This is a genomic window from Agrobacterium sp. El2ro-1b, from assembly GCF_048298475.1.
Taxonomy (GTDB): Bacteria; Pseudomonadota; Alphaproteobacteria; order Rhizobiales; family Rhizobiaceae; genus Agrobacterium; species Agrobacterium fabrum.
The window spans coordinates 982,998-1,004,846 of sequence record NZ_CP103458.1 but is presented as its reverse complement, the minus strand read 5'-3'; the positions used below and the strand labels follow the sequence as shown (position 1 = coordinate 1,004,846).

Below are 21,849 nucleotides of genomic sequence, written 5' to 3'. Positions count from 1 at the left end.
TCACTCCTTCTCGTCGAGCATTTCTCGAACGGCGATGGCGAGTTGCTTCAGCGAGAAGGGTTTCGGCAGGAAACCGAACTTGGCATCCGCCGGCAGGTTTCTGGCAAAGGCATCCTCGGCATAACCGGAAACGAAGATGAATTTCAGGTCCGGATAGGATTTGCGCAATTCTCTCAGCAGCGACGGACCATCCATTTCCGGCATCACGACGTCGGAGACGACGATGTCGACCTTGCCTTCCAGTTCTTCCATCACTTCCAGTGCCTCAATGCCGGATCCGGCCTCGTGCACGGTGTAGCCGCGGGTTTCCAGCATGCGCTTGCCACCGCGCCGCACCGCTTCCTCGTCCTCGACCAACAGCACGACGGCGGATTTGCCGGTGAGATCCAGCGGTTCTTCCTTCACCGGCTCCGCCGCCACGACCGGCGCGGCAATCATCTCGCCATCCTGCCCCATCACCTGAACGACCTCAACCACATGGCGCGGCAGATAGATGCGGAAGGCGGTTCCCTTGCCCACTTCCGATTCGGGATAGATGTAACCGCCCGACTGCTTGACGATGCCATAGACCATCGAAAGGCCAAGGCCCGTGCCCTTGCCGACTTCCTTGGTGGTGAAAAAGGGCTCGAAAATCTTGTCCATGATTTCAGGCGGAATGCCCGTGCCGTTATCGGCAACCTCCACCATGACCATGTCTTCGGCCGGGAATTCGGGGCGGCCAAGCGCTGCGATTTCCTTCTCATCGACGTTGCGCGTCCTGATGGTGATTTTGCCACCATCAGGCATGGCGTCGCGGGCGTTGACGCAGAGATTGATGAGCACCTGCTCGAATTGCGAAAGATCGGTCTTTACCGGCCAGAGATCGCGGCCGTAATCGACCTCAAGCTTGACATTGGTGCCTGATATCAACCGGTCGACCAGCATGCGAAGATCGCCGATTACGTCGGTCAGGTTGAGAACGGCCGGACGCATCGTCTGCTTGCGGGAGAAAGCGAGAAGCTGGCGCACCAGCACGGCGGCGCGGTTGGCATTGCGCTTGATCTCCATGAGATCGGCAAAGCTCGGATCGGCGGGCCGCGCCTGCAGCAGCAGATGGTCGGACGACAGCAGGATGGCGGTGAGAACGTTGTTAAAGTCGTGGGCAATGCCGCCTGCCAGCGTGCCGACCGCATTCATCTTCTGGGTCTGCGCCATCTGGGTTTCGAGCGCCTTCTGCTCGGTCACCTCGATGGCGTAAACGATCGCCACTTCTTCCGGCGCCTCGTCGTCCTGGTCGATGACGGCGTTGACGTAGAAACGGAAATGCCTGGTCTCGTTGCTCGGATGGCGGGAATCGAACGGTGCGATATCACCCTGGCGATCCTTGGCTTCGGCCAAAGCCTGCTCAAGCCGCGGCTTCTCATTGTCGTGAAGAACGGTTTCGAGTGCCACGCCACGGTCGATATCGTCACGCCCGACGACGCCGGAGAAGAGCTTGAGGAACGGCGCGTTGATGCGCAGGATGCGGCCTTCGCCGTCAAGCGAGGCGATCGCCATCGGCGTATTGTTGAAGAAGCGGGTGAAGCGCATGGCGGAGGAGGATTCCGTGTCCTCCTGCCCCTTCGGACGCATCAGAACGATCGTCCGGCTCTCACCCGGCGCGCCATCCTTTGCCGTGACCTGATGCACGAGGCGGGCCGGCATGCTCTGGCCGTTCACCCGTCGCATGTCGAGATCGAGGATTTCTGTGCGCTTGGCCGTGCCCTGCGGATGCACGGATTCAATCAGCGCCATGCCTTCACCGGCGACGATATCCGATATGGTCATCGAACCCGGCGAAAACTGTGCGAGATCGATACCGAGCCATTCGGACAGAGTGGCGTTCAGATAAACGATCTCGCCCTTGCGGCTGGCGGAGAAAAAACCGGCCGGCGCATGATCGAGGTAATCGATGGCGTTCTGCAATTCGCGGAAGAAACGCTCCTGGTCCTCGCGTTCCGGCGTGATATCGGCGATCTGGAAAACGTGCAGCCCCTCGCCGCTCGCATCCTTCAGCACCCTGCCTTTCAGCCTGTACCAATGCGGCCCCGCGCCGGAATCCTCGCCGAGCGGTTTCAGCAACCGGAACTCCTCGTAACCGTCGCGGCCTTCGCGCAGTACGTTGATCAGCCGATAAAGCGCTTCTGTCGATTCGCGGCTGCGCGACAAAAGCGTCTCGAGGCTCTGGATATCGCTCGCCTTGGTGGTGCCGCTCATGCGGCAATAGGTGGCGTTGGCATAGACCATATGCCCCTTGGCATCGGTGATCAGCGTGCCTTCGGGATGGGCCGAAAGAAACCGGCGGGCAAGGCCGTCGGATTGCGACTGCGGCATCACCTCGATGAAGCCGATGATCGACGAGACCAGAAAGAAGATGCCCATCATGGCCAGCACGCCGAGAATGCCGAGCACGATTTCGTTTTCCAGCGAATCCTTGAAATAGACGAAGGCGGCCGCCGCCGCGATCAGAACCAGCGCCAGAAGCAGAATGCGCAAGACCGTGCCGGAACGGGCACGCCTGTCCACCAGCGGAAGGTCGTTGTCGCTTGTCTCGCGCACCCGTGTCATCTTGGCCTCGCAGTCGTGCAGGTCGTCATTCGGTCAGCCTTATTTCCTCGACGGAATCGGGCAGCAGAATTTGTTGTAGCAACTCGCTTGACCGTCAAAAAGCTCCGCTACCACACAAAGGCTTAAAAACGCACAGCGAAAACAGCCTGAAAGCGGTATAAATGCCTCAGAGACTACCGTCTCGTACAGCTCAGCTCTTTCACCTGGCATTGAATGCGGGGCGCGGAGCAGGCGATCTCGCCGTCAGCGACGGTGCAGACCGAGCATCCGTCCGTGAAATCAATGCAGGACGGATTGTCCCGCACGAAGTCCTTCATGGTGGCGGAAGCCTCCAATGCTTTGTCTTCCGTCGCCGTTGCCTGGTGTGGAGAACTGAAAATCGGTAGCAACAAAAAAACAACGGCAATGAGACGTGGCGCAGGAAACCCGTCTACGCGCGATGCCTTGACCATTCAGTCTCTCCCGAAGCGAAAGGATTGCAACCTTCATTGCCTCCCAGCATTGAAGGAGAGGATATGGCGTTTTGGTGGCGTCGTTGCGATCGATACGGCTATCCTGTGAGGCGAAATGAATAAACCTTGTATCACACTTAAAAAAATCGTCTTTTCCTGTTTCGCGTTCACACTATAAGAACCACGGCAATATTAATTGTCCAAGAAACTGAAATGCCAAAAAATCTGAAGGGATGATCTCCATGATGGAAGATTTTATCGGCACCTATGGCAACAATCTCATCGTCGCCGTTGTCGGTGTGGGTGTGGCGCTTCTCGTTCTGGCGATCGCTTTGTGGCTTCTGCGCAGGCGAAGCGGTTCGTCGCCGTTCATCCGTGGCGGTCGCAACCGGCAGCCGCGCCTGCAGGTTCTCGACGCGACGGCCGTGGATGCGCGCCGCCGTCTGGTTCTCGTGCGTCGCGATAACGTCGAACATCTGGTCATGATCGGCGGCCCGACCGATATCGTCATCGAAAGCGGTATCGGTGCGATCCCGATCGTCAGGGACGTGCAGGAGCCGGAACTGAAGGCACTACCGCGCCAGGACATCGAACAGAACAGAGCCGAATCGTCGATCCCGCAGGAACGCCGCGCCGCCTTGCCGCAGCAGCCTGTTGTGGCCGCAGCTCCTGTTTCCGGCCCCGAAGAACCCGCCAAGCAAACGCAGCGGCCGGAGCCGCCCAAGCCGGCGCCCGTTTCGCGTCCCGCCCCTGTTACGGCAACCGCCGCCCCCATGCCACCACGTCCATCGACACCACCGCAACCCGCGCCGCCTGCGGCAATCTCGCGGGAGCCCGCTCCGCCGGCAAGGCAGGCCGCACCCGAGCGGACCCGCCCCGCGCCGCCGCCTATCCCGGTGGCAGCCGTCCCGGCCGCAACCGTCCTGCCCATTGCCGCTGCATCACTCGATATGCCGGCGGCACCAGCAGAGCCAAAGCGGACCGAGCCTTTCGTACAGGCTCCGGCCCCAGCACCCGTCGCGCCGCCGATCCCCGCCCAGATGCCCGAACAGGCAAAGCTAGCGGAAGAGCGGCCCGTGGAGCTTGCGCCGCCGGTCTTTGCGGCGCGGGAGCCGTTGATCGACCAATCCATCGCCGCCGATTTTCTCGACGCTGCCCGCAACCGGGTTCTTCCCGACCTGAAGCCGGGCCAGAATACGCCGCCCGCTGCTCTTCCGCCGAGGCCTGAAAACCCGCCTGTGGCTTCAGCCGACGCCGAACCGAAATTTTCCGATGAGCTTGCCAGTGATTTCGAAAGCTTTCTGGAAGCGGAAATCGCCAAGAGCAAGGAAGCGGATAACGAACCTTCCGTCACGCCTGTGGCAGACAGAGATGTCAAAACGCAACCCGCCTCTCCGCGCGTCACCGGCGCTTCACCGGATGGAGACATGCAGAAAGAAATGGCGCGTATCTTCGGAGAGCTTTCCGTCAGCCGCGACCGCTGACGGGCGGGTGTATTCCGAGACAAATTCACGACAGCAAAAAGGGCACGGAAACGAATTCCGTGCCCTTTTTTTATTGATGCGGTTTTCAGCCTGTCGGCGGAAACGCCTTATTCGTCGCGATAGACTTTTTCGCGACGCTCGTGACGCTCCTGCGCCTCGATGGAAAGCGTTGCGATCGGTCTGGCATCCAGACGCTTGAGACCGATAGGCTCGCCCGTCTCCTCACAATAACCGTAAGTGCCGTCGTCGATCCGCTGAAGGGCTGCATCGATCTTCGAGATCAACTTACGCTGACGGTCGCGGGCGCGAAGCTCGATCGCCCGGTCTGTTTCGGAAGATGCCCGATCAGCGAGATCGGGATGGTTGGCGCTTTCTTCGGCGAGATGTCCGAGCGTCTCGCGCGCTTCTCTCAGGATATCATTTTTCCAGGCTATGAGCTTCGCGCGAAAATAGGCACGCTGGCTGGCATTCATGAACTCATCGTCTTCCGAGAGCACATATTTGCTAAGATCGATCTTCTCACTCAACGCGATTCTCCTCGAAGAACATCTCAATGCGGCGGTGTATACTCCAATGATATAGACCGATTCAAGTCTACAGATCAGTTTTCAGGCATTTTTAAAACTGACACAAAAATCATCTAAATGACTAATTTTTATCCTTTATTCGTATTGAAGCGATTTCTTCTTCAATCACTTCAATGCGACTTACCAACAGGAAAGGGGACTTGCGGTCCTGCAACCCTATCCTGTAGCATTCAGTCCGTGTCCTGACATTCGAACGCCGGTCCCCGCCCTTGACAGCAACTTTCCCGAGCCGAGTTTATCTTCTGCGCCACGCCAAGGCCGCCTGGGCGGCGCCGGGAGAAAGGGATTTCGACCGGGGATTGAACGAGGCCGGCTTTGGCGAAGCGGAGATCATCGCTGACCTTGCCACAGACCGGCGCTACCGTCCCGATCTCATTCTGTCGTCCACGGCCACGCGCTGCCGGCAGACCACGCAGGCCTGGCAGCGGGCTTTCAACGAAGGCATCGATATCGTCTACATCGATGAGATGTACAATGCCCGCAGCGAAACCTATCTGTCGCTCATCGCCGCGCAAACGGAAGTGCAGTCGGTGATGCTGGTGGGGCATAACCCGACCATGGAGGCGACGCTGGAGGCCATGATCGGCGAAGATCTGCTGCACGCCGCCCTGCCCTCGGGTTTTCCCACCTCGGGTCTTGCGGTTCTGGATCAGGACGACAGCGCGGCAAGCGGTAAAAATCGCTGGCGGCTGATCGATTTCCTTGCGCCGGGCAAATAACCGCTGCCGCGTGCAACAAAGGCGTTGGGAAGCAGCACTGCCGAAAATCCGTTGGAGCGCTTCTTTTTTGTGCAGCCGCAACTTCCTATATGCAGCAGTGACCGTGAAACACAGCCAGGAAACTGCCATTGCCGCCTTCTCTTACGTCCCTGACAGACAGCGCGCTTATCGCTTTCGATAATCTGGCCGACCGCGCGGGCAACCTTACCCATCCGACATTGCGGCTTGGCGTCACCGGCCTTTCGCGCGCGGGCAAGACGGTTTTCATCTCCTCCCTCGTGCATAACCTGCTGAATGGCGGCAGATTGCCACTGTTCGAGGCGATGCGATCCGGGCGCGTCTCCAATGTGCGTCTGGAACCGCAGCCTGACGACGCGATTCCGCGCTTCCAGTATGAAGACCATATTCAGGCGCTGGTGCGTGACAGGCTATGGCCGGATTCGACACGGGCGATCTCGGAACTGCGGATCACGCTCGATTATCAGAGCGCCAGCGGCTGGGGCCGGTGGTTTTCGGCCGGCAAGCTCTCCATCGATATCGTCGACTATCCCGGCGAATGGCTGCTCGACCTGCCACTGCTGTCGCAGGACTACAAGCAGTTCAGCGATGCAACTGTCGCACTTGCCGGAAGCGGCATTCGCGCAGAACTTGCGCAGGAATGGCTGGCGATCGCCTCCTCGCTGGATATCAATGCGCCCGCTGACGAAATGACGGCGCGCCGTCTGGCGGAAAGTTTTGCGGCCTATCTGAAAGCCTGCAAATCCGACGAAAGGTCGCTCTCCACTTTGCCGCCGGGCCGCTTTCTGATGCCTGGTGATCTCGAGGGATCGCCGGCGCTGACATTTGCCCCCCTGCCGGGTCTGACCGACGAAAAGGCACCGAAGGGCTCGCTGCGCGCCATGATGGAGCGACGCTATGACGCTTATAAATCAATCGTGGTCAAACCCTTCTTCCGCGAACATTTCGCCCGTCTCGACCGACAGATCGTGCTGATCGACACGCTGCAGGCGGTCAATCGCGGTCCGGAGGCCGTGCAGGATCTGGAGCGGGCGCTGGGCGATGTGCTTGCCTGTTTCCGCCCCGGCACCAATAGCATACTGTCGTCGCTGATCCGCCGGCGCATCGACAAGGTGTTGATTGCCGCCACCAAGGCCGATCATCTGCATCATGAAAGCCATGACCGGCTGGAGCGGCTGACCCGCCGTCTGGTCGACCGCGCCATCACAACCATCGGCATGAACGGCGCCGGCATCGAGGTCATGGCGCTTGCCTCAGTGCGCGCGACCCGAGAGGCAAGCGTGCGCCAGGATGGCCATGAGCTGCCCGTTATCGTCGGCACACCCATGGCCGGTGAAACCATCAATGGCGAGATTTTCGACGGCAATCGCAAGACGGCGATCTTTCCAGGCGATCTGCCAGAGGATCCGGAGCCGCTGTTTCGCAGCATAGACCAGGATAGCGACAAGGCGACACTGCCTGACGTCAATGTCGTGCGTTTCCGCCCGCCCAATATCGACGAGCCGGGCAGCGGCGGCATCCGGCTTTCCGTTCCCCATATCAGGCTCGACCGCGCCATGCAGTTCCTGTTCGGAGACAAGCTCGCATGAAGGCTCCCACACAAAACGATCCGAATACACGCCGCCCGGCGGCTTTCGCGCTCGATACCGAGGAGGCGGCACGGCCGTCCACCACACAAAAACGCGCGCCGCGCAGCTTCGACGCCGAGATTTCGCTGACGCCGGACGAGGATGACCCGTTTATGGCGCCTGCGGATATCGACGCCGCAGCATTGCCGGTGGCAACACCGAAGAAAAGCCGCTTCTCCTTCGGCAAGCTGGCGCTCGGGGCGCTTGGTGTGCTCTTCTCACTCGCCTTCGGGCTCTGGGCGGATCAGCTGATCCGCAATCTGTTTTCCCGCTCCGACTGGCTGGGTTACACGGCGACGATCGCGCTTATCGTGGCGCTTTTTGCGGTTCTCGCCCTTGTCGGCGGCGAGGTCTTCGGCATCATGCGGCTCAATGCCGTGCAGTCTCTCAAGGCCGATGCCGAGACGGCAAGCCTCGACAAGAGCCCGAAACCCGCGCGCGCCATCGTCACCCGCCTGAATGCCGTCCTCTCCCATCGAGCTGAAACGGCCAAGGGGCGCGCGGCGCTGAAGGAAACGGAAAATGACGTCATCGACGGCCCGCATCTGATCGAGCTTGCCGAACGCGAATTGCTGGTGCCGCTCGACAGGCAGGCCCGTGCCCTTATTCTCAATTCCTCCAAGCGCGTGTCGGTCGTCACCGCCGTCAGCCCGCGCGCCGTGGTCGATCTCGCTTATGTGCTGTTCGAGGTGACGCGGCTGGTGCGCGCCATGGCGGAGCTTTATGGCGGCCGTCCGGGCACGCTCGGCATGCTGAAGCTCCTGCGCGATGTCGTTGCGCATCTCGCCGTCACGGGTTCGATTGCCGTGGGTGACGGACTTGCCCAACAGGTTCTCGGCCATGGCCTTGCCTCCAAACTCTCGGCCCGCCTCGGCGAAGGCGTCATCAACGGTCTGATGACGGCGCGAATCGGCATTGCCGCCATGGATCTTTGCCGTCCACTGCCGTTCAGGGCGGTGAAGCGGCCGGGCATCGGCGATTTCATGTCGGACCTTACGCCTGATTTAAGCGGCGGAAAAAACGCTGAAAAAGCCTGATCTGCCGGGCATTGCCGGTTCAAAAGGTTACGGACGGAGCCGCAAATGAGCGCGAAATAAACCAAGCATTAACCATTCCGCCGGTAGATTGCAGCCTATCGAACAGGCTTCTTCGCCGGGGAAAGTATCATGTATTCGCGCTTCTTTTCGCTTATGGGCGGACTTGCCGCCATTTTGTCCGTCAGCGGCGGTTTCGGCCTGTCTGACGTCCATGCGGCATCACGCGATCGCGACGACGTCTTTTTCCGCTCGGTGGCCGGCAGCTGGAAAGGCCCCGGCGAAATCGTCGCCGGCAAATACAAGGGCACGAAATTCACCTGCGATCTGACGGGCGAACCGCTCGACGACAAGCAGACCGGCATCAAGCTCGGCGGTACCTGCCGCGTCGGCGTCTTCAGCCAGCCCATGTCGGCTGTCATCAGCCAGAAGGGCAACAGCTACGAGGGCAAGTTCCTCGACGGCTCCGCCGGCAAGGGTCTCGACATCACCTCCGGACAGGTGAGCGGTGACAAGGTCGTCGTCGGCATCAACCGCGCCAAGCTGAACGGCGCCATGGTCGCCCGCGTCTCGAGCGATAATTCGATGAACATCACCATTTCGGTCAAGGTCGCCGATCAGATGATCCCTGTCATCGGCGTCACGCTGGCGCGTGATATCGACCAGATCGCCGTCGGCTCTATCAAGCCATAAGAGCCATAATCTTCTCAGTCATCGCCGAGCGGGAGTGTCCACCACTCCCGCTTTTCGTTTGCGCGGACAATGCCGCTCCTGTCCGCCTGCTGGAGCCATTGCCGCACCGGCTTTCCCTTGACGTCGAGATCGGGTGCAATGTCGGCAAGTGGCATCAGCACAAAAGCGCGCTCGGTTATGCGTGGATGCGGCACCTCGATGCTTTCCGTTACGATAGCCTCATTGCCATAGGTCAGTACGTCGATATCGATGGTGCGCGGTCCCCAGCGTTCCGTTCGCACCCGCTTCATGCCCCTTTCGATATCGAGGCAGAGTTGCAGCAGCGCCGGCGCAGTCAGCGACGTTTCTACGAGGGCGCAGCAATTGAAGAAATCCGCCTGATCGGTCTTTCCCCAGGGCGGTGTGCGGTAGAGGCCGGAAACGGCCTGCACCCGGCAATCATCATGCGCGTCGAGTTCGCGCAGCGCCCGCGCCATGGCGGCAGTGGGATCGCCGATATTGCCGCCGAGGCCCAGTGCTGCGACAGTCAGCTTTTCAGGCACGATGCTCAACGCTCACCTGCGCATAATCGAGAATGCCGGGAACCGGTGCCGAGGGTTTGCGCACCGTGATCTTCAGCCAGACGATCTGCGGATAACGCGCCCGCAGCGCCTTGGCGATGTCGTTCGCCAGCGCCTCGATGAGATAACGGCGCTGCCCGACGACGCTTTTTTCGATGACGGCAAAAGCCACGCCGTAATCGACGGTATTTTCGATATCGTCGGTTTCCAGCGCGTCACCCGCCTCGACTTCCATCTCGGCATCGACGAAAAAGCGCTGGCCCAGCACCTCCTCCTGCTCGAGAAGGCCATGACGGGCGAAAAAGGAACAGTTTTTCAGGATGATGGTATAGCGGCTCATCGCATCGCCTCCATGGCAGGATTGTTTCGCCTGAAAGCCGCGCCATCTTCGGGACACGGCATTCCGGCACTCGTTGATCTACGCATCGGCCTTTGCCGACGATTTGGCAAGAACCGCATCGGCAATAGCCAGCGCATCGCGGGTCGCGGCGACATTATGCACGCGAAAAATCGAAGCACCCGCGAGCCTCAGGATCGCGGTGGTCGCAGCCGTTCCGATATCGCGTTCCTCCGCCACATCCCTGCCCGTCAGCGACCCGATGAAACGCTTGCGCGACGTGCCGGCAAGAACCGGCAGGCCAAAAGCGGCAAGTTCACCGAAGCGGGCCATCAGCGCGACATTTTCGCTTTCATCCTTGGCAAACCCGAAACCGGGATCGAGCACTACGGCATCACGGGCAATTCCCGCAGCCTCGGCGATATCAAGCGAGCGATTGAGGAATTCAAACTGATCGTCGATGACGTCGGCAAGCTTCTGTCGGTCGCGGCCGGTATGCATGATGCAGATACCGGCGCGTGTGGAGGCAACCACGCCCGCCATATCAGGATCCTTTTGCAGGCCGAAAACGTCATTGACGATATGCGCGCCGGCGCCAATTGCCAGCCTTGCCGTCGAGGCGCGATAGGTGTCGACGGAAATCAGGACATCGGTCTCGCGGCGTAATTTTTCGATGACCGGCAGCACCCGGTCCTGTTCTTCCGCCTCCGTCACCGCGGCAGCACCCGGCCGTGTCGATTCGCCGCCGATATCGATGATATCGGCTCCCTCCTCCACACAGGTCAGCGCATGGGAAAAAGCCGCATCGACGGCAAGATAACGGCCGCCATCGGAGAAGGAATCAGGCGTTGCATTGACGATGGCCATAATACGGCCACGCCCATCAAGTTTCAGGGAGCGGCCATGGGCCGCTTGCCACGCGTTGCTGCCGACTGTTATCACGTAACACGCGCCTTTCGGGAATAACGGAGTGTTATGTCAATTCTTATAAGTTCCGCTCCGCCTATGCAGCAAACCTTTTTCAAGTTCAACCGGAAGGCCGGGTCATGACCAAATCATCAAGCGCTCTCTGCGCCGTTTTCGCATGCGCATTGGCCCTTTCCCTGTCCGGACCGGCTTTTTCCGAAACCATCGTCCGCAAGACCTATTCCTATTTTTCGGTCAGCGGCAAAACCGCAGCCGATCTTGACCAGCAGCTTTCCAAGCACGGCCCGCTGACCCGCAATACCGGCGCGCGCCATCCCGGTGCGACCGAGATCAAGTTCGGCGGTGAACTCACCTATGTCGAAAAAAACGGCATGTGCAGCGTCGGCACGGCCAAGGTGCTCCTGAACACCCGCATTCTGCTGCCGCAATGGAAAAACCGCCGCCGCACCACGGCGGAACTGGCCTTCATCTGGGATACGCTGCTTGCCGACATCAAGCGCCACGAGGAACGCCACGCGGAAATCGCCCGTACCCATGCCCGTTCGCTTGAAAGACAATTGACGTCGCTTCGCCCGCAGAAAAGCTGCGAGGCGCTGCAGGAAATGGTCGGCAAGATCACCCAGACCGTGATGGACGAGCACGACCGCGACCAGATGCGCTTCGACGTGGTGGAATCGAAAAACTTCGATGCCCGCATGACCCGGCTATTGAAAAACCGGCTGGAACAGGGTCAGGCCCGCCGCTGACGGTTGTTGGCAGCCCTTCCCAAATATCAAGGAACAACAGGGACATGACGTAACGTCATGTCCGATATCACCCGTGAATTCTCGTCATGGTGCGGGCGGCAAGACTCATTGTAGCTTGTTTATACGGTTTGGAATGGTTGCGACCCACGGCGGTGCAACGGTTGCAACCGTCTCCGGTTCTCCCGGTGCGCACTTGAGGGCTCGCAGGTGTTTCCTCCCTCGCCTGCATGCTGCGTACCCGCCTCGCCCCGCTCCCCACTACCAGGTGAGCGGGGCTTTTTCTGCGCGGGGCAATGCCGAAAGTTTTCAGCCCTGGCGTTCGGGAACATGAACAACGAGACCATCCAGCTCGTCATTCATCTTGATCTGACAGGAAAGCCGCGAGGTGGGACGAACCTCGAAGGCGAAATCCAGCATGTCTTCTTCCATCGGCTCTGGTCCGCCGACGCGCTCTGCCCAGGCATCGTCGACATAGACGTGGCAGGTGGCGCAGGCGCAGGCGCCGCCGCATTCCGCATCAATGCCGGGAACGGAGTTGCGCACCGCATTCTCCATGATAGTGGAGCCGTTGCTCACGTCGAGTTCATGAGGCGTGCCGTCAAAGGCAACGATGGTGAGTTTTGTCATGCCGGAAATCCAAAATGTGATCTGAGAATTGTTCTAAACACATAGAAAGGCCGGCCCGCCTTGGCAACCCGCTTCGGGACACACAGGCTGAACCCGGCCTTGCAAAATGGCAAATTTGATCGCTTGCGTCTCAGCGACAGAGCTTGAGGATGAAATTTTCAGCTTCGACAATGGTTGCGGCGAGTTTTGCGATCAGCGCGCTGTCATTGCCCATCTCCTCCACCGCTGCCGCGGCCGCGGAAACGGCGGAGGCGCCGACGGCCTGCGCCGATCCCTTCAGACGGTGGGCGGTGGCCATGACGGTCTTGGTGTCTGCGCCCGCCATTTCATGCAGGGCTGCGCGGGCGCTGCGGCTGAACAGCTGCAGCACCTCGATTTCCAGATCCTTGTCGCCCATCGTCTGCTGTGCAAGGTGATCGAAATCGATTGGCTTCTTGCTGACGGAAGGTGCGCCGCCGTAATTATCGGGAGCTTCGAAAACAATACTGACCGCTGCCATGGCTGGAATCCTGTCTCGCCGTTTCCTGTTTCGTGTCACATATGTGTCGTATTCACGCATGCTGGCGGCTGCTATCGGCTTAAATTACGGCGTGACGCAGGCGAAAATCTTCTGCTATGGTTAATTTATGTTAAACTTATGCGAAACAAGGCGTTCAGCGTGAAACTCAGGTTTAAAAACTGTTAAAAAGCCGACACTTCGCTGCCGTCGCAAATCCGCATTAATTGTTTCGAACACCTAAATGTGTCACTACGGTACTGCCGTTCTCGCAGGGCTTAAGCTCAAGCTTTGTTATTGCGGCACAGTGATGTAATTTCGCCCGAAAGCTGGACCACCAGCAATTCGGGATTTGGTAAGTGGCGGAACTGCTCTTTCTTGAGGGAAAGTTTCGTTGGCATGATGGCGGCAGTCCGCTTGCTGATCGCAAGTGGGTCAACGGCATGAAGCCGGGCGTATGTGTAACGAGGCGTAACCGCATGGCGAATAACAAGATCAGCGACTCTGTCGACGAGACTGCATTTCAGGCATTGGAAGATGCCTTGCAGCTTGGCGCTTTCGAAGAAAAGCCGGAGACGCGGAAAACTGCAAAGCCGAAGCAGCCGGAGGCCAGAGTGAAGGAAGCAAGCAGACAGACCCCTGCTCCCGAGGCCGCCCGCGCGCCTACCGAACAGACGCCCAGATCGCCCAATCTCGAAGCCGCCAATGACGGCTCCAAGCGCAGCCCGGCGATGATCCTGAAATCGCTGGAAGGCGGCTCCATCGGCGGCGCATTGCGCAACGCCACGATCATGTCGGTGATCTGGGCGCTTGGCGGTCTTGGCATCGCACATCTTCTTTACGGCAATGCGCTGTGGAGTATCGGCTCGCTCGCCGATCTCACCGCCATCCCCGGCCTGATGGCGATCGTCGTCGGCATCCTCGTTCCCGTCATGCTGTTCTTCGCCTTCGCGATCATGATGGCGCGCGCCCGCGATCTGCGCAACGCCGCCCGCTCCATGGCCGAAGTTGCCCTTCGCCTTGCGGAACCCGAAACGGTGGCGTCCGACCGCATCATGTCCGTCGGCCAGGCGGTTCGCCGCGAAGTTTCGGCCATGAATGACGGTATCGAGCGCACCATTGCCCGCGCGACGGAACTCGAAACACTCGTACATTCCGAAGTCAACGCGCTTGAGCGCAGCTACGCCGACAACGAATTGCGCGTGCGCAGCCTCGTGCAGGAACTGACCGCCGAGCGCGACGCCATCGTCAACCATGCCGAGCGCATCCGCTCCTCCATCGTCGGCGCGCAGGAACAGATCAAGGAAGAACTCTCCATCGTCGGCGAAGAGCTTTCGATGCGGATCGCCACAACCGGCGAGGCTTTCGCCTCGATGATCGATACACGCTCGGCTGCGCTGCTTGAAAAATCGCGCGCCTCTACCGAAGCGATGGGCAGCCTGATCGCCGCCAAGACCGAGAACCTGCTGCAGGCGCTGAACTCCTCCGGCTCGACGATATCAAACGAATTCGACATGCGCCTGCATAACCTCACCTCGACGCTGGACGAGCGCGGTGAAGTACTGCTGGAGCGTTTTGCGATCCATGCATCGACGCTGGATAGCGGCGTGGAAAGCCTCAACAGCGCGCTTGAGGAACGCACCCGCCAGCTCAACGAGACGCTGTCCACGCGCTCGCTGGAACTCAACCGCAATATCGAACGCGGCCAGCAGGTCATCGGCGGTTCGCTGGATACGGTTCTCGACAAGCTGTCCACGACACTTGAAGAAAAGGGCCTCTCCTTCCGCCAGAGCCTGCAGAGCACCGCCGACGATGCGATCATGGATCTCGATCTTCGCTCCGGCCTCTACGAAGAGCGCATGCAAGCGACGGTCGGCCAGGTCAATTCGGCCTTCGACGAGCATGTGGCGCAATTTGCCAGCGCCTTCGACCAGCGCGCCGGCAGCCTCGACAGCAAGCTGATGGAAAGCCTCGCCCGCATCAACGAAACCGTTGCCGGCGGCTCCGAAGCCCTCGACACCATGCTGACAAGCGGTCTTGAGCGCATCGGCAGCACCATGACCGACCAGTCGCTGGCGCTCGCAACTGCGCTGGGCACGGGTCAGGAAATGCTGGAAAGCGCGCTTGAAAGCCGGACCAAGGCCTTCAGCGACGCCATCGGCCAGCGCACCGCCGAAATCACCGATGCCTTCACCAATTCGCACGCGAAGATCGATACCGTTCTGGCGGAACGCAGCAACGCCCTGTTCGGCGCGCTTTCGGCCAGCCAGGACCGTTTCGACGAAGCACTTGCCAGCCGTTCTCTCGCCATTACCGGCTCGGTTTCCGGCACGGCCGAACACCTTGCCGCAATGCTCGATGAACGCGCCGCCGCGATCAACAGCGTTGTTGCCGACGTCGAACGTCGCCTGACGGAAACGCTCGAAACCCGGGCCGCAGCCATCACCGGCGCCGTTTCCGGCATTGAGGACCGCATCTCCGACACGCTGGAAAGCCGCACGGCCGCCCTGCATGATGTCGTCTCCGGCGCTGAGAGCCGTATCGCCGATACGCTTGACGGTCGCACCGCCGCTCTTTCCAGCGCGATTTCCGGTGTCGAGGAACGTATTGCCGACACGATGGACAGCCGCACGCTGTCACTCGACATGACCTTTGCCAATGTCGAGGAACGGCTTTCCGAGACGCTCGATAACCGCACCTCCGCCCTGACAGGCATTGTTGCCAGCGCCGAAGAAAAGATCGCCGGGGCGCTCGATAGCCGCACGGCCACCTTCGGCGACGTGGTTGCCGGTGCTGAAACCCGTATCGCCGAAACGCTTGATGGCCGTACCGCCGCGCTCAATGCCGTGGTTTCGGGTGCCGAAGAGCGCATCGCGGATGCTCTCGACAGCCGTACCATGGCGCTCGACATGACCTTCTCCGGCGCCGAGGAAAAGATAGCCGAAGCGCTCGACACACGCACCGCCGCCCTTGGCGAACTGGTGGCAAATGCCGAGACCCGTATTGCCGGCACGCTCGACAGCCGCACGGATGCGCTGAAAACCGTCGTTTCCGGCGCGGAAGAGCGAATCACCGATGTGCTCGACAGCCGCACCATGGCGCTCGACATGAGCTTCTCCGGCGTCGAGGAAAAGATCACTGATATTCTCGATGGCCGCGCCGCCGCCCTGCAGAGCGCCGTTGCCGGCGTTGAGGACCGCATTGCCGGTGCGCTCGACAGCCGTACCGCTGCCCTTTCCGGCATCGTGTCAGGCGCGGAAGAACGCATCGCCGAGGCGCTCGACAGCCGCACCATGGCACTCGACATGACGATTTCCGGTGTCGAAGAGCGAATCGCTGAAGCGATGGATGCAAGAGCCTCGTCGCTTTCGCTTGCCGCTGCCGGCGTCGGCCAGCGTCTCGAAGCCACGGCCTTCACGCTTGAGAATGCCCTTGCCAGCGGCCATGAGCGGCTGGAAACCATGCTTGGTTCGCAGGCGGAGCGTATTGCCGGTTCGCTGGAGCGCAATAGCGGCCTGATCGAACAGAGCGTGTCCGTTGCCGCCAACCGCATCGAAAACGTCGTGGAAGATGGCAGCAGCCGTTTTGCGCAGACGGTGGAAGAAGGCGTCTCGCGTCTCGAAAACAATCTGTCGCAATCGCACGAAGAAATCCGTACCGCGCTTGACCAGCGCCAGGCGGACCTTGCCGCGACGCTCAGCTCCGCCACCACCCAGATGGGCGACATGCTCTCCGAGCAGGCGATGATGATCGGCACCACGGTCGCCTCCAGCGCCAGCATGCTCGAATTGTCGCTCGAAACCCAGCAGGAGACGCTGCAGAAGGCAATCGACGGCAGTGCGGCAACGCTGGAAGAGCGCCTTCGCAACAGCGCCGGCGACATTGCCGTCAAGATCGGTGAAGCCGCCCGTGAAATCGGCGGGGCGACCGACGCCCTCTCCACCCGTATCGAAACCTCGATCGGCAATGTCACCACACGTCTCGACGAGACCGGCGCCCGCATCGAGACCTCTCTCGACGCCCTGCAGACCCGCGTCGGCGGTGATCTGGCCAACGTCAACAATTCGATCGAAGATGCCGGCCGCCGCTTCGCCGACGCGCTGGAAGACAAGACGGCTGTGTTTGCCCGCACCAGCGACGAGGCCGCCGAGCGCATTACCGGCATTCTGGACGAGCAGACGACCCGCGTCGCAGACACGTTCGAAAACCGTACCAGCCGTCTGGCCGAAACCTTCGATGCCGGCACGGCCCGTATCGACGAACGCCTCGGCACCATGGACCGGGCGCTGACGATCGGTCTCGAAAACGTCAACCGCACCATTGAGGGCAAGGCAAGCGATCTCGCCGTCAGCCTGCGCGGCGCCGTTGTCTCCGCCACACAGAACATCGGCGACGAAGCGGCTCGCTCCTCCGCCCTGCTCGCAAAGTCCGGTTCGGAATTTGCCGACCAGGTACAGGCGCAGAACGAGGCCTTCACCAAGGCCATCGAGGAACGTTCTGGCGAGATCGTCAATCGTATCTCGGATGCGCAGACGCGTCTCTCCGGCCAGGCCGCTGCCGTCGCCCAGACCTTCTCCGAAGCCGGCAACATCATCGTCAACAAGGTTGCCGAGGCTGAAGCCGTCGTCCGCTCGCAAGTCGGCGTCATTTCCGAGACCCTGACGGGTGTCGAATCCGCCCTCGATGCACGCGGTGAATCCATCCGCTCGGCGCTTGATAACCGCACCCGCGAACTCAACTCGATGCTGGCCAGCCGTTCTGCGGAACTGTCGCGCCTGATCGAGGAGAAGGCGAAACCCGTCGTCGACGAATATGCCACCATCGGCCGCGAAGCCGCCGAGAAGATCGTTTCCGCTGCCCAGCAGAGCGCAGAGCTTCTGTCGCAGAGCAACAGCGGCATGGTCGGCATGGTGGAACAGGCGATCAGTGACTACGCCAATGCCGGCACGGATGCGGCAAGCAAACTCGTCGCCGCTACCCGCCAGAGCACCGACATGCTGTCGCAGACGCATACCGCCATGGCGGATGCCGTCGAAGAGGGTATCGAGAAATATGCCCGCTCGGGCAGCGATGCGGCCAACAAACTTGTCGCCGCTACCCGCCAGAGCACCGATATGCTGTCGCAGACCCATAACAGCATGGCCGAGATCGTCGAGCAGTCGGCGACCAACTTCAACTCCGCCGTCGAGCGTGCGGCACAGGGCTTCGGCGCGGCCGATGAAGCATTGAATGCCTCTGCAACCCGCTTCTCCGAATCGGCCTCGCAGGCTGCCGACATGGTCTCCAGCTCCAGCCGTCTGCTCGAAGGAAAGATCGACCGTCTGTCGAATATTTCCGGCCAGACACTGGCGCAGGTCGCTGGCATCGTTGGCCGCTTCGAGGAACATTCGAAGGTGCTGAGCCAGGCGTCGGAACTTCTCAATGCGGCACAGTCGAGCCTCGTCGGTACACTGGAAGAGCGTCAGGATGCGCTGCGCAGCCTGTCGGTCGGCCTCGTCAAGCGCTCCGAAGAAATCGAAAGCGCCATGCGCAATGTCGTTGGCGTCGTGGAAAACACCCTCAACGAGGCCGAGGAGCGTTCGCAGAATGTCGCCGGTAATCTGCGTGACAATCTGCAGGCCTCCTTCTCCGATATCGGCCGCTCGCTCGATGAGACCGAACAGCGCGCGCGCTCTGCGGCACAGACCATGCGGGGCGCCCTGCTCTCTGCCGGTCAGGATGCCAGCCGCTCGATCGAAAGCACGCTGTCCGACGCGCAGAAATATTCCGATGAGCTGGTCAACCGCCTGCGTGGTGGCGTCGAATCCTCGCTGTCGGAAGTCGACAATCTTCTCGGTAGTGCCTCGGAGAAATCCAATGCTGCCGCCGCCAACCTCAAGGAAACGCTACGTCAAGCCGTCGAGGAGGCCGTCAGCCGCTTCGCAGGAGCGACAGACGAAATCCGCCGTTCCAGCCACGATATCCGCCGCGAGCTGGATGCGACCCGCGCCGAACTGAAGCGTGGCGCCTTCGACCTGCCGGAAGAGGCCAAGGAAAGTGCGGCCGCCATGCGCCGCGCCGTTTCCGAACAGATCAAGGCCCTGCAGGATATTTCCCAGCTAGTCGGTCGTTCGACCCACCAGATGGAAGTGTCCGAACCGGTCGCCCGTGCCATCGCCGCAACCCAGCCGGCCGCAGAACGCCGCGTCGAGCCGCGTCCGCAGCCGGCGGCAGCCGCTCCGGTGCAGCAGCAGCGCCCGGCACAGCCTCAGCCTGCCCCCGCATTGCGTGGCACGCTGCCGCTTGAGAACCGCCAGGTCGAAAACCGCCAAGTCGAAAATCGTCAGGCACCCGCCCCGGCACAGCCGGTCGCAACCAACCCGGCCGGACGCCGGGAAGAAGGTGGCGGCTGGATCAGCGATCTCCTGCGCGGTGCATCCCAGGAGACGCCGGTTGCATCCACACCGCGCGCCAGCACTGAGCAGCAGCCCACCCGTGCGGCCGACACCCGCAATCCCCGGCACATGGTGGAATCGCTGAATTCGCTTTCGGTCGATATCGCCCGCGCCATCGATCACGATGCCTCCGTGGAACTGTGGCGCCGCTACCAGCGTGGCGAGCGTGACGTCTTCACCCGTCGCCTCTACACGCTGAAGGGCCAGACGACGTTTGACGAGATCAAGCGCAAATACGAACGGGAAGCGGAATTCCGCACCGCCGTGGACCGCTATATCACGGATTTCGAGAAGCTTCTCGCCGACGTGGCCCGCACCGACCGCGACCGGAGCGTCACCCAGTCCTACCTCACCTCCGATACCGGCAAGGTCTATACGATGCTTGCCCATGCGGCCGGCCGGTTTAATTGACAGAAAGGTAACGCGGAGAGGAATCTTCTCCGCGTCACCCGTCTAACCTGAAATGAAAAATGACCGTCGTGTAGCATTCGTCTACCCGGCGGTCATTCTGCATTCCGACGTATGCGCAGCAGATAATCGCGCTCGTTGAACGGATCAGGGCCGGAGCGTCGCCGCGGGGACGGTGGACTTTCAGCATGCGCGTAGTGGCTGAACGATGTTTCCATTCCGCCCAGGCCGCTCGTCAGTCCCGGCACCTGCTGCTGAACACCTTGAACCGCCGCCGACGCTATGGTCCCTTCAAGCCTTGCCACACCACCCGAGATAACGGAGTTTTTGGTGGCTGCACCCGCCTTGGCAAGCAACGCAATCAGACGCGTCATAGCTGCGGCGGGCGCTTCGATATGGAAGTGATCAAAGGGCTCACAGACGAAGGGTTGAGCTTGTTTGAGCGCGGTCCCGAGCACCCACGGTGTCAATTTTCGAAAATCCGCAGCAGTACTCGAAGGGGAGGTATGACGCGCAGCCGTCATGGCGACATGACAATCCTGCACCTGCCAGCCGAAGACACCCTGTTTCAGTGTATCGAATACGGTCTCCTCCACCGCACGGTAAAAGCTTGCAGGCATCTGACCGAATTCCACCTCCAATGCGAAACTGTTGCCGGCGCCATCCGGCCGTGGCTCGACTCGTAGACCTATGGTGGCGAGGAAGGGATTGGGCTCCCTGAAAATGGTTTGAAGCCCCTGCCCGGAACCTGAGAGCTTCTCCACGCAAATAACCGTACTGTCTTCAAATTCGGCCTCGATTCCGAACCCCGTCGACAGTTCCGACTGAATAATCTGCTTTTGCACTTCGCCGTAAAGGGAGACGAAGACCTCGTTTGTCTCGTCGTTCCTACGCAAACCAATCAGGGGATCCTGCTCGACCATCTGGTTCAGTGCGAGCCACAACGCCGCATGCTCAGATGGCCGTCGAGAAACGACGCGCGTTTCAAGTGTTGGTGGAGCAAAATGAAACGCTCCGTCTGCAACGGCGTTCACCCCCACACTGTCGCCAACTCTGGCACCGGCCAGACCGGTGACGCGGGCTATTTGACCGGCGCCGAGACTAGTTGCGTTTTGAACACGGCCGTCTTTGAACAGCTGTATTCCGGTAAGTCTTGCCGGTCCCTGCGGCAGAGGCAGATCGTGCCGAAGCCGGACCGTTCCCGATGCGAGATGGAGATAGGACAGTTTTTCACCACCCCAGCCGCGTTCGATCTTGAAGATTTTGCCCGAAATTTCCCCTTCGGGGTCCGGATCACGAGCAGGCAGCATTTCCGTAATGGCCGCTATCAAAGCCGGCAAGCCTGCCCCGGTCATTGCCACGCCGGCAAATGCGGGATGTACCACACCACAAGCAGTCTGCTGCCCAAGCAATAGCGACAGCCTGCCCGCATCCACCCGATCCGGCGTTAGAAGATAGTCGCGCAACAATTCATCGTCGTTTTCCGCAAGGGTTTCACAGAGGATGGTGAATAATGGCTCGCACTTTGTATCAGTTGCAGCCACCTGCACGTGTTTGCTACCCGCACCAGTAACCGTCGACATGACAACCGGGCGCACTCTCAATTGATCGGCAAGGTCCCTTACAACCTCATCATAGCGTGCACCGACGCGATCCACCTTATTGATGAAGAACAGGAACGGGACCGCAAGACGTCGTAACGCCCTCACCAGCACGCGCGTCTGCGCCTGCACGCCTTCTACGGCTGAGACGACCACAACCGCGGCATCGAGCAGACCCAGCACCCGCTCCACCTCCGCAATGAAATCTGGATGGCCAGGTGTATCGATAAGATTGACGACCGTATCGCCGATCGTGAAGGAAACAACGGCGGCCCGGATCGTGATACCGCGCTGCCGTTCCAGTTCAAGACTGTCCGTCTGCGTGTTGCCGGTATCGACGCTACCCAGCTTGTCGATAACACCGACGTCGAAAAGGAGACGCTCCGTAAGGCTAGTCTTGCCTGCGTCCACATGGGCGAGGATGCCCAGATTCAAAGTGCGCATGAACCCTCAACTTCTCAGAAATTCTTAGGTGATTTTCTTGAGAAGGGACTCGGCGCATTGGGACCTCT

16 protein-coding genes are annotated in these 21,849 nt (G+C 60.5%); 7 read left to right on the top strand and 9 right to left on the bottom strand.

The features are described from left to right. Entirely contained in the window at positions 1 to 2,586 is a 2,586-nt protein-coding gene (gene cckA, locus NYR50_RS04970; protein ID WP_418136951.1) for a cell cycle histidine kinase CckA, read from the bottom strand. Positions 2,587 to 2,759: 173 nt separating this feature from the next. After that, the gene (locus NYR50_RS04965) at positions 2,760 to 3,038 is read right to left on the bottom strand and encodes a hypothetical protein (RefSeq protein ID WP_418136950.1); all 279 of its coding nucleotides are present in this window, start codon (positions 3,036 to 3,038) and stop codon (positions 2,760 to 2,762) included. Positions 3,039 to 3,271: 233 nt separating this feature from the next. Between NYR50_RS04965 and NYR50_RS04960 the strand changes: the two genes are divergently transcribed. Then, entirely contained in the window at positions 3,272 to 4,522 is a 1,251-nt protein-coding gene (locus NYR50_RS04960) for a flagellar biosynthetic protein FliO (protein ID WP_418136949.1), read from the top strand. Positions 4,523 to 4,629: 107 nt separating this feature from the next. Here the strand turns inward: NYR50_RS04960 and dksA are convergent, their stop codons facing one another. Continuing rightward, positions 4,630 to 5,049 carry an RNA polymerase-binding protein DksA gene (gene dksA, locus NYR50_RS04955; RefSeq protein ID WP_006312570.1) on the bottom strand — a complete coding sequence of 140 codons (420 nt, stop codon included), beginning with the start codon at positions 5,047 to 5,049 and terminating at the stop codon, positions 4,630 to 4,632. A 302-nt stretch (positions 5,050 to 5,351) separates the two neighbouring features. On the opposite strand from dksA, the gene NYR50_RS04950 reads away from it, so the two are divergent. The 4 genes from NYR50_RS04950 (at position 5,352) to NYR50_RS04935 (ending at position 9,201) form a co-directional block, all read left to right on the top strand. Beyond that, positions 5,352 to 5,828: a SixA phosphatase family protein gene (locus NYR50_RS04950; RefSeq protein WP_418137255.1), complete on the top strand. Its 477-nt coding sequence runs from the start codon at positions 5,352 to 5,354 to the stop codon at positions 5,826 to 5,828. A 128-nt stretch (positions 5,829 to 5,956) separates the two neighbouring features. Continuing rightward, the gene (locus NYR50_RS04945) at positions 5,957 to 7,435 is read left to right on the top strand and encodes a YcjX family protein (RefSeq protein ID WP_418136948.1); all 1,479 of its coding nucleotides are present in this window, start codon (positions 5,957 to 5,959) and stop codon (positions 7,433 to 7,435) included. Next, positions 7,432 to 8,511, top strand: a complete 1,080-nt coding sequence (locus NYR50_RS04940) for a TIGR01620 family protein (RefSeq protein WP_418136947.1) — start codon at positions 7,432 to 7,434, stop codon at positions 8,509 to 8,511. The genes NYR50_RS04945 and NYR50_RS04940 overlap by 4 nt, the downstream gene beginning before the upstream one ends. Positions 8,512 to 8,640: 129 nt before the next feature. Beyond that, the gene (locus tag NYR50_RS04935; RefSeq protein ID WP_174008308.1) at positions 8,641 to 9,201 is read left to right on the top strand and encodes a hypothetical protein; all 561 of its coding nucleotides are present in this window, start codon (positions 8,641 to 8,643) and stop codon (positions 9,199 to 9,201) included. Positions 9,202 to 9,215: 14 nt separating this feature from the next. Here NYR50_RS04935 and folK read toward each other — a convergent pair whose 3' ends face one another. From folK to folP, 3 genes are all read right to left on the bottom strand, one after another. Then, complete coding sequence (gene folK, locus NYR50_RS04930) at positions 9,216 to 9,752, bottom strand: 2-amino-4-hydroxy-6-hydroxymethyldihydropteridine diphosphokinase (protein ID WP_418136946.1); 537 nt, start codon at positions 9,750 to 9,752, stop codon at positions 9,216 to 9,218. Further along, on the bottom strand, positions 9,736 to 10,101 hold the full coding sequence (gene folB / locus NYR50_RS04925) for a dihydroneopterin aldolase (protein WP_006312576.1): 366 nt from the start codon (positions 10,099 to 10,101) through the stop codon (positions 9,736 to 9,738). Before folB ends, folK begins: the two co-directional genes overlap by 17 nt. A 78-nt stretch (positions 10,102 to 10,179) precedes the next feature. Next, positions 10,180 to 10,965: a dihydropteroate synthase gene (gene folP / locus NYR50_RS04920; protein ID WP_418136945.1), complete on the bottom strand. Its 786-nt coding sequence runs from the start codon at positions 10,963 to 10,965 to the stop codon at positions 10,180 to 10,182. A gap of 179 nt (positions 10,966 to 11,144) precedes the next feature. Between folP and NYR50_RS04915 the strand changes: the two genes are divergently transcribed. Further along, entirely contained in the window at positions 11,145 to 11,771 is a 627-nt protein-coding gene (locus NYR50_RS04915; RefSeq protein ID WP_418136944.1) for a DUF922 domain-containing Zn-dependent protease, read from the top strand. A gap of 306 nt (positions 11,772 to 12,077) precedes the next feature. Here NYR50_RS04915 and NYR50_RS04910 read toward each other — a convergent pair whose 3' ends face one another. Together NYR50_RS04910 and NYR50_RS04905 are read right to left on the bottom strand one after the other, a co-directional pair. Next, on the bottom strand, positions 12,078 to 12,398 hold the full coding sequence (locus NYR50_RS04910) for a 2Fe-2S iron-sulfur cluster-binding protein (RefSeq protein ID WP_418136943.1): 321 nt from the start codon (positions 12,396 to 12,398) through the stop codon (positions 12,078 to 12,080). A gap of 130 nt (positions 12,399 to 12,528) precedes the next feature. Beyond that, positions 12,529 to 12,897, bottom strand: a complete 369-nt coding sequence (locus tag NYR50_RS04905; protein WP_418136942.1) for an Hpt domain-containing protein — start codon at positions 12,895 to 12,897, stop codon at positions 12,529 to 12,531. Positions 12,898 to 13,373: 476 nt separating this feature from the next. On the opposite strand from NYR50_RS04905, the gene NYR50_RS04900 reads away from it, so the two are divergent. Beyond that, positions 13,374 to 19,739 (top strand): hypothetical protein, encoded by a 6,366-nt coding sequence (locus NYR50_RS04900; protein ID WP_418136941.1) that lies wholly within the window; start codon positions 13,374 to 13,376, stop codon positions 19,737 to 19,739. A gap of 92 nt (positions 19,740 to 19,831) precedes the next feature. Here the strand turns inward: NYR50_RS04900 and NYR50_RS04895 are convergent, their stop codons facing one another. Next, entirely contained in the window at positions 19,832 to 21,781 is a 1,950-nt protein-coding gene (locus NYR50_RS04895) for a GTP-binding protein (protein ID WP_418136940.1), read from the bottom strand. Positions 21,782 to 21,849 lie beyond the last annotated feature (68 nt).

Coding starts and splice junctions, on each gene's coding strand:
- NYR50_RS04965 (WP_418136950.1), bottom strand. CDS start 3,038: ATGGTCAAGGCATCGCGCGTAGACGGGTTTCCTGCGCCACGTCTCATT.
- folP (WP_418136945.1), bottom strand. CDS start 10,965: ATGGCCATCGTCAATGCAACGCCTGATTCCTTCTCCGATGGCGGCCGT.
- folB (WP_006312576.1), bottom strand. CDS start 10,101: ATGAGCCGCTATACCATCATCCTGAAAAACTGTTCCTTTTTCGCCCGT.
- NYR50_RS04895 (WP_418136940.1), bottom strand. CDS start 21,781: ATGCGCACTTTGAATCTGGGCATCCTCGCCCATGTGGACGCAGGCAAG.
- NYR50_RS04960 (WP_418136949.1), top strand. CDS start 3,272: ATGATCTCCATGATGGAAGATTTTATCGGCACCTATGGCAACAATCTC.
- NYR50_RS04915 (WP_418136944.1), top strand. CDS start 11,145: ATGACCAAATCATCAAGCGCTCTCTGCGCCGTTTTCGCATGCGCATTG.
- NYR50_RS04910 (WP_418136943.1), bottom strand. CDS start 12,398: ATGACAAAACTCACCATCGTTGCCTTTGACGGCACGCCTCATGAACTC.
- NYR50_RS04905 (WP_418136942.1), bottom strand. CDS start 12,897: ATGGCAGCGGTCAGTATTGTTTTCGAAGCTCCCGATAATTACGGCGGC.
- NYR50_RS04900 (WP_418136941.1), top strand. CDS start 13,374: ATGGCGAATAACAAGATCAGCGACTCTGTCGACGAGACTGCATTTCAG.
- cckA (WP_418136951.1), bottom strand. CDS start 2,586: ATGACACGGGTGCGCGAGACAAGCGACAACGACCTTCCGCTGGTGGAC.
- NYR50_RS04935 (WP_174008308.1), top strand. CDS start 8,641: ATGTATTCGCGCTTCTTTTCGCTTATGGGCGGACTTGCCGCCATTTTG.
- NYR50_RS04940 (WP_418136947.1), top strand. CDS start 7,432: ATGAAGGCTCCCACACAAAACGATCCGAATACACGCCGCCCGGCGGCT.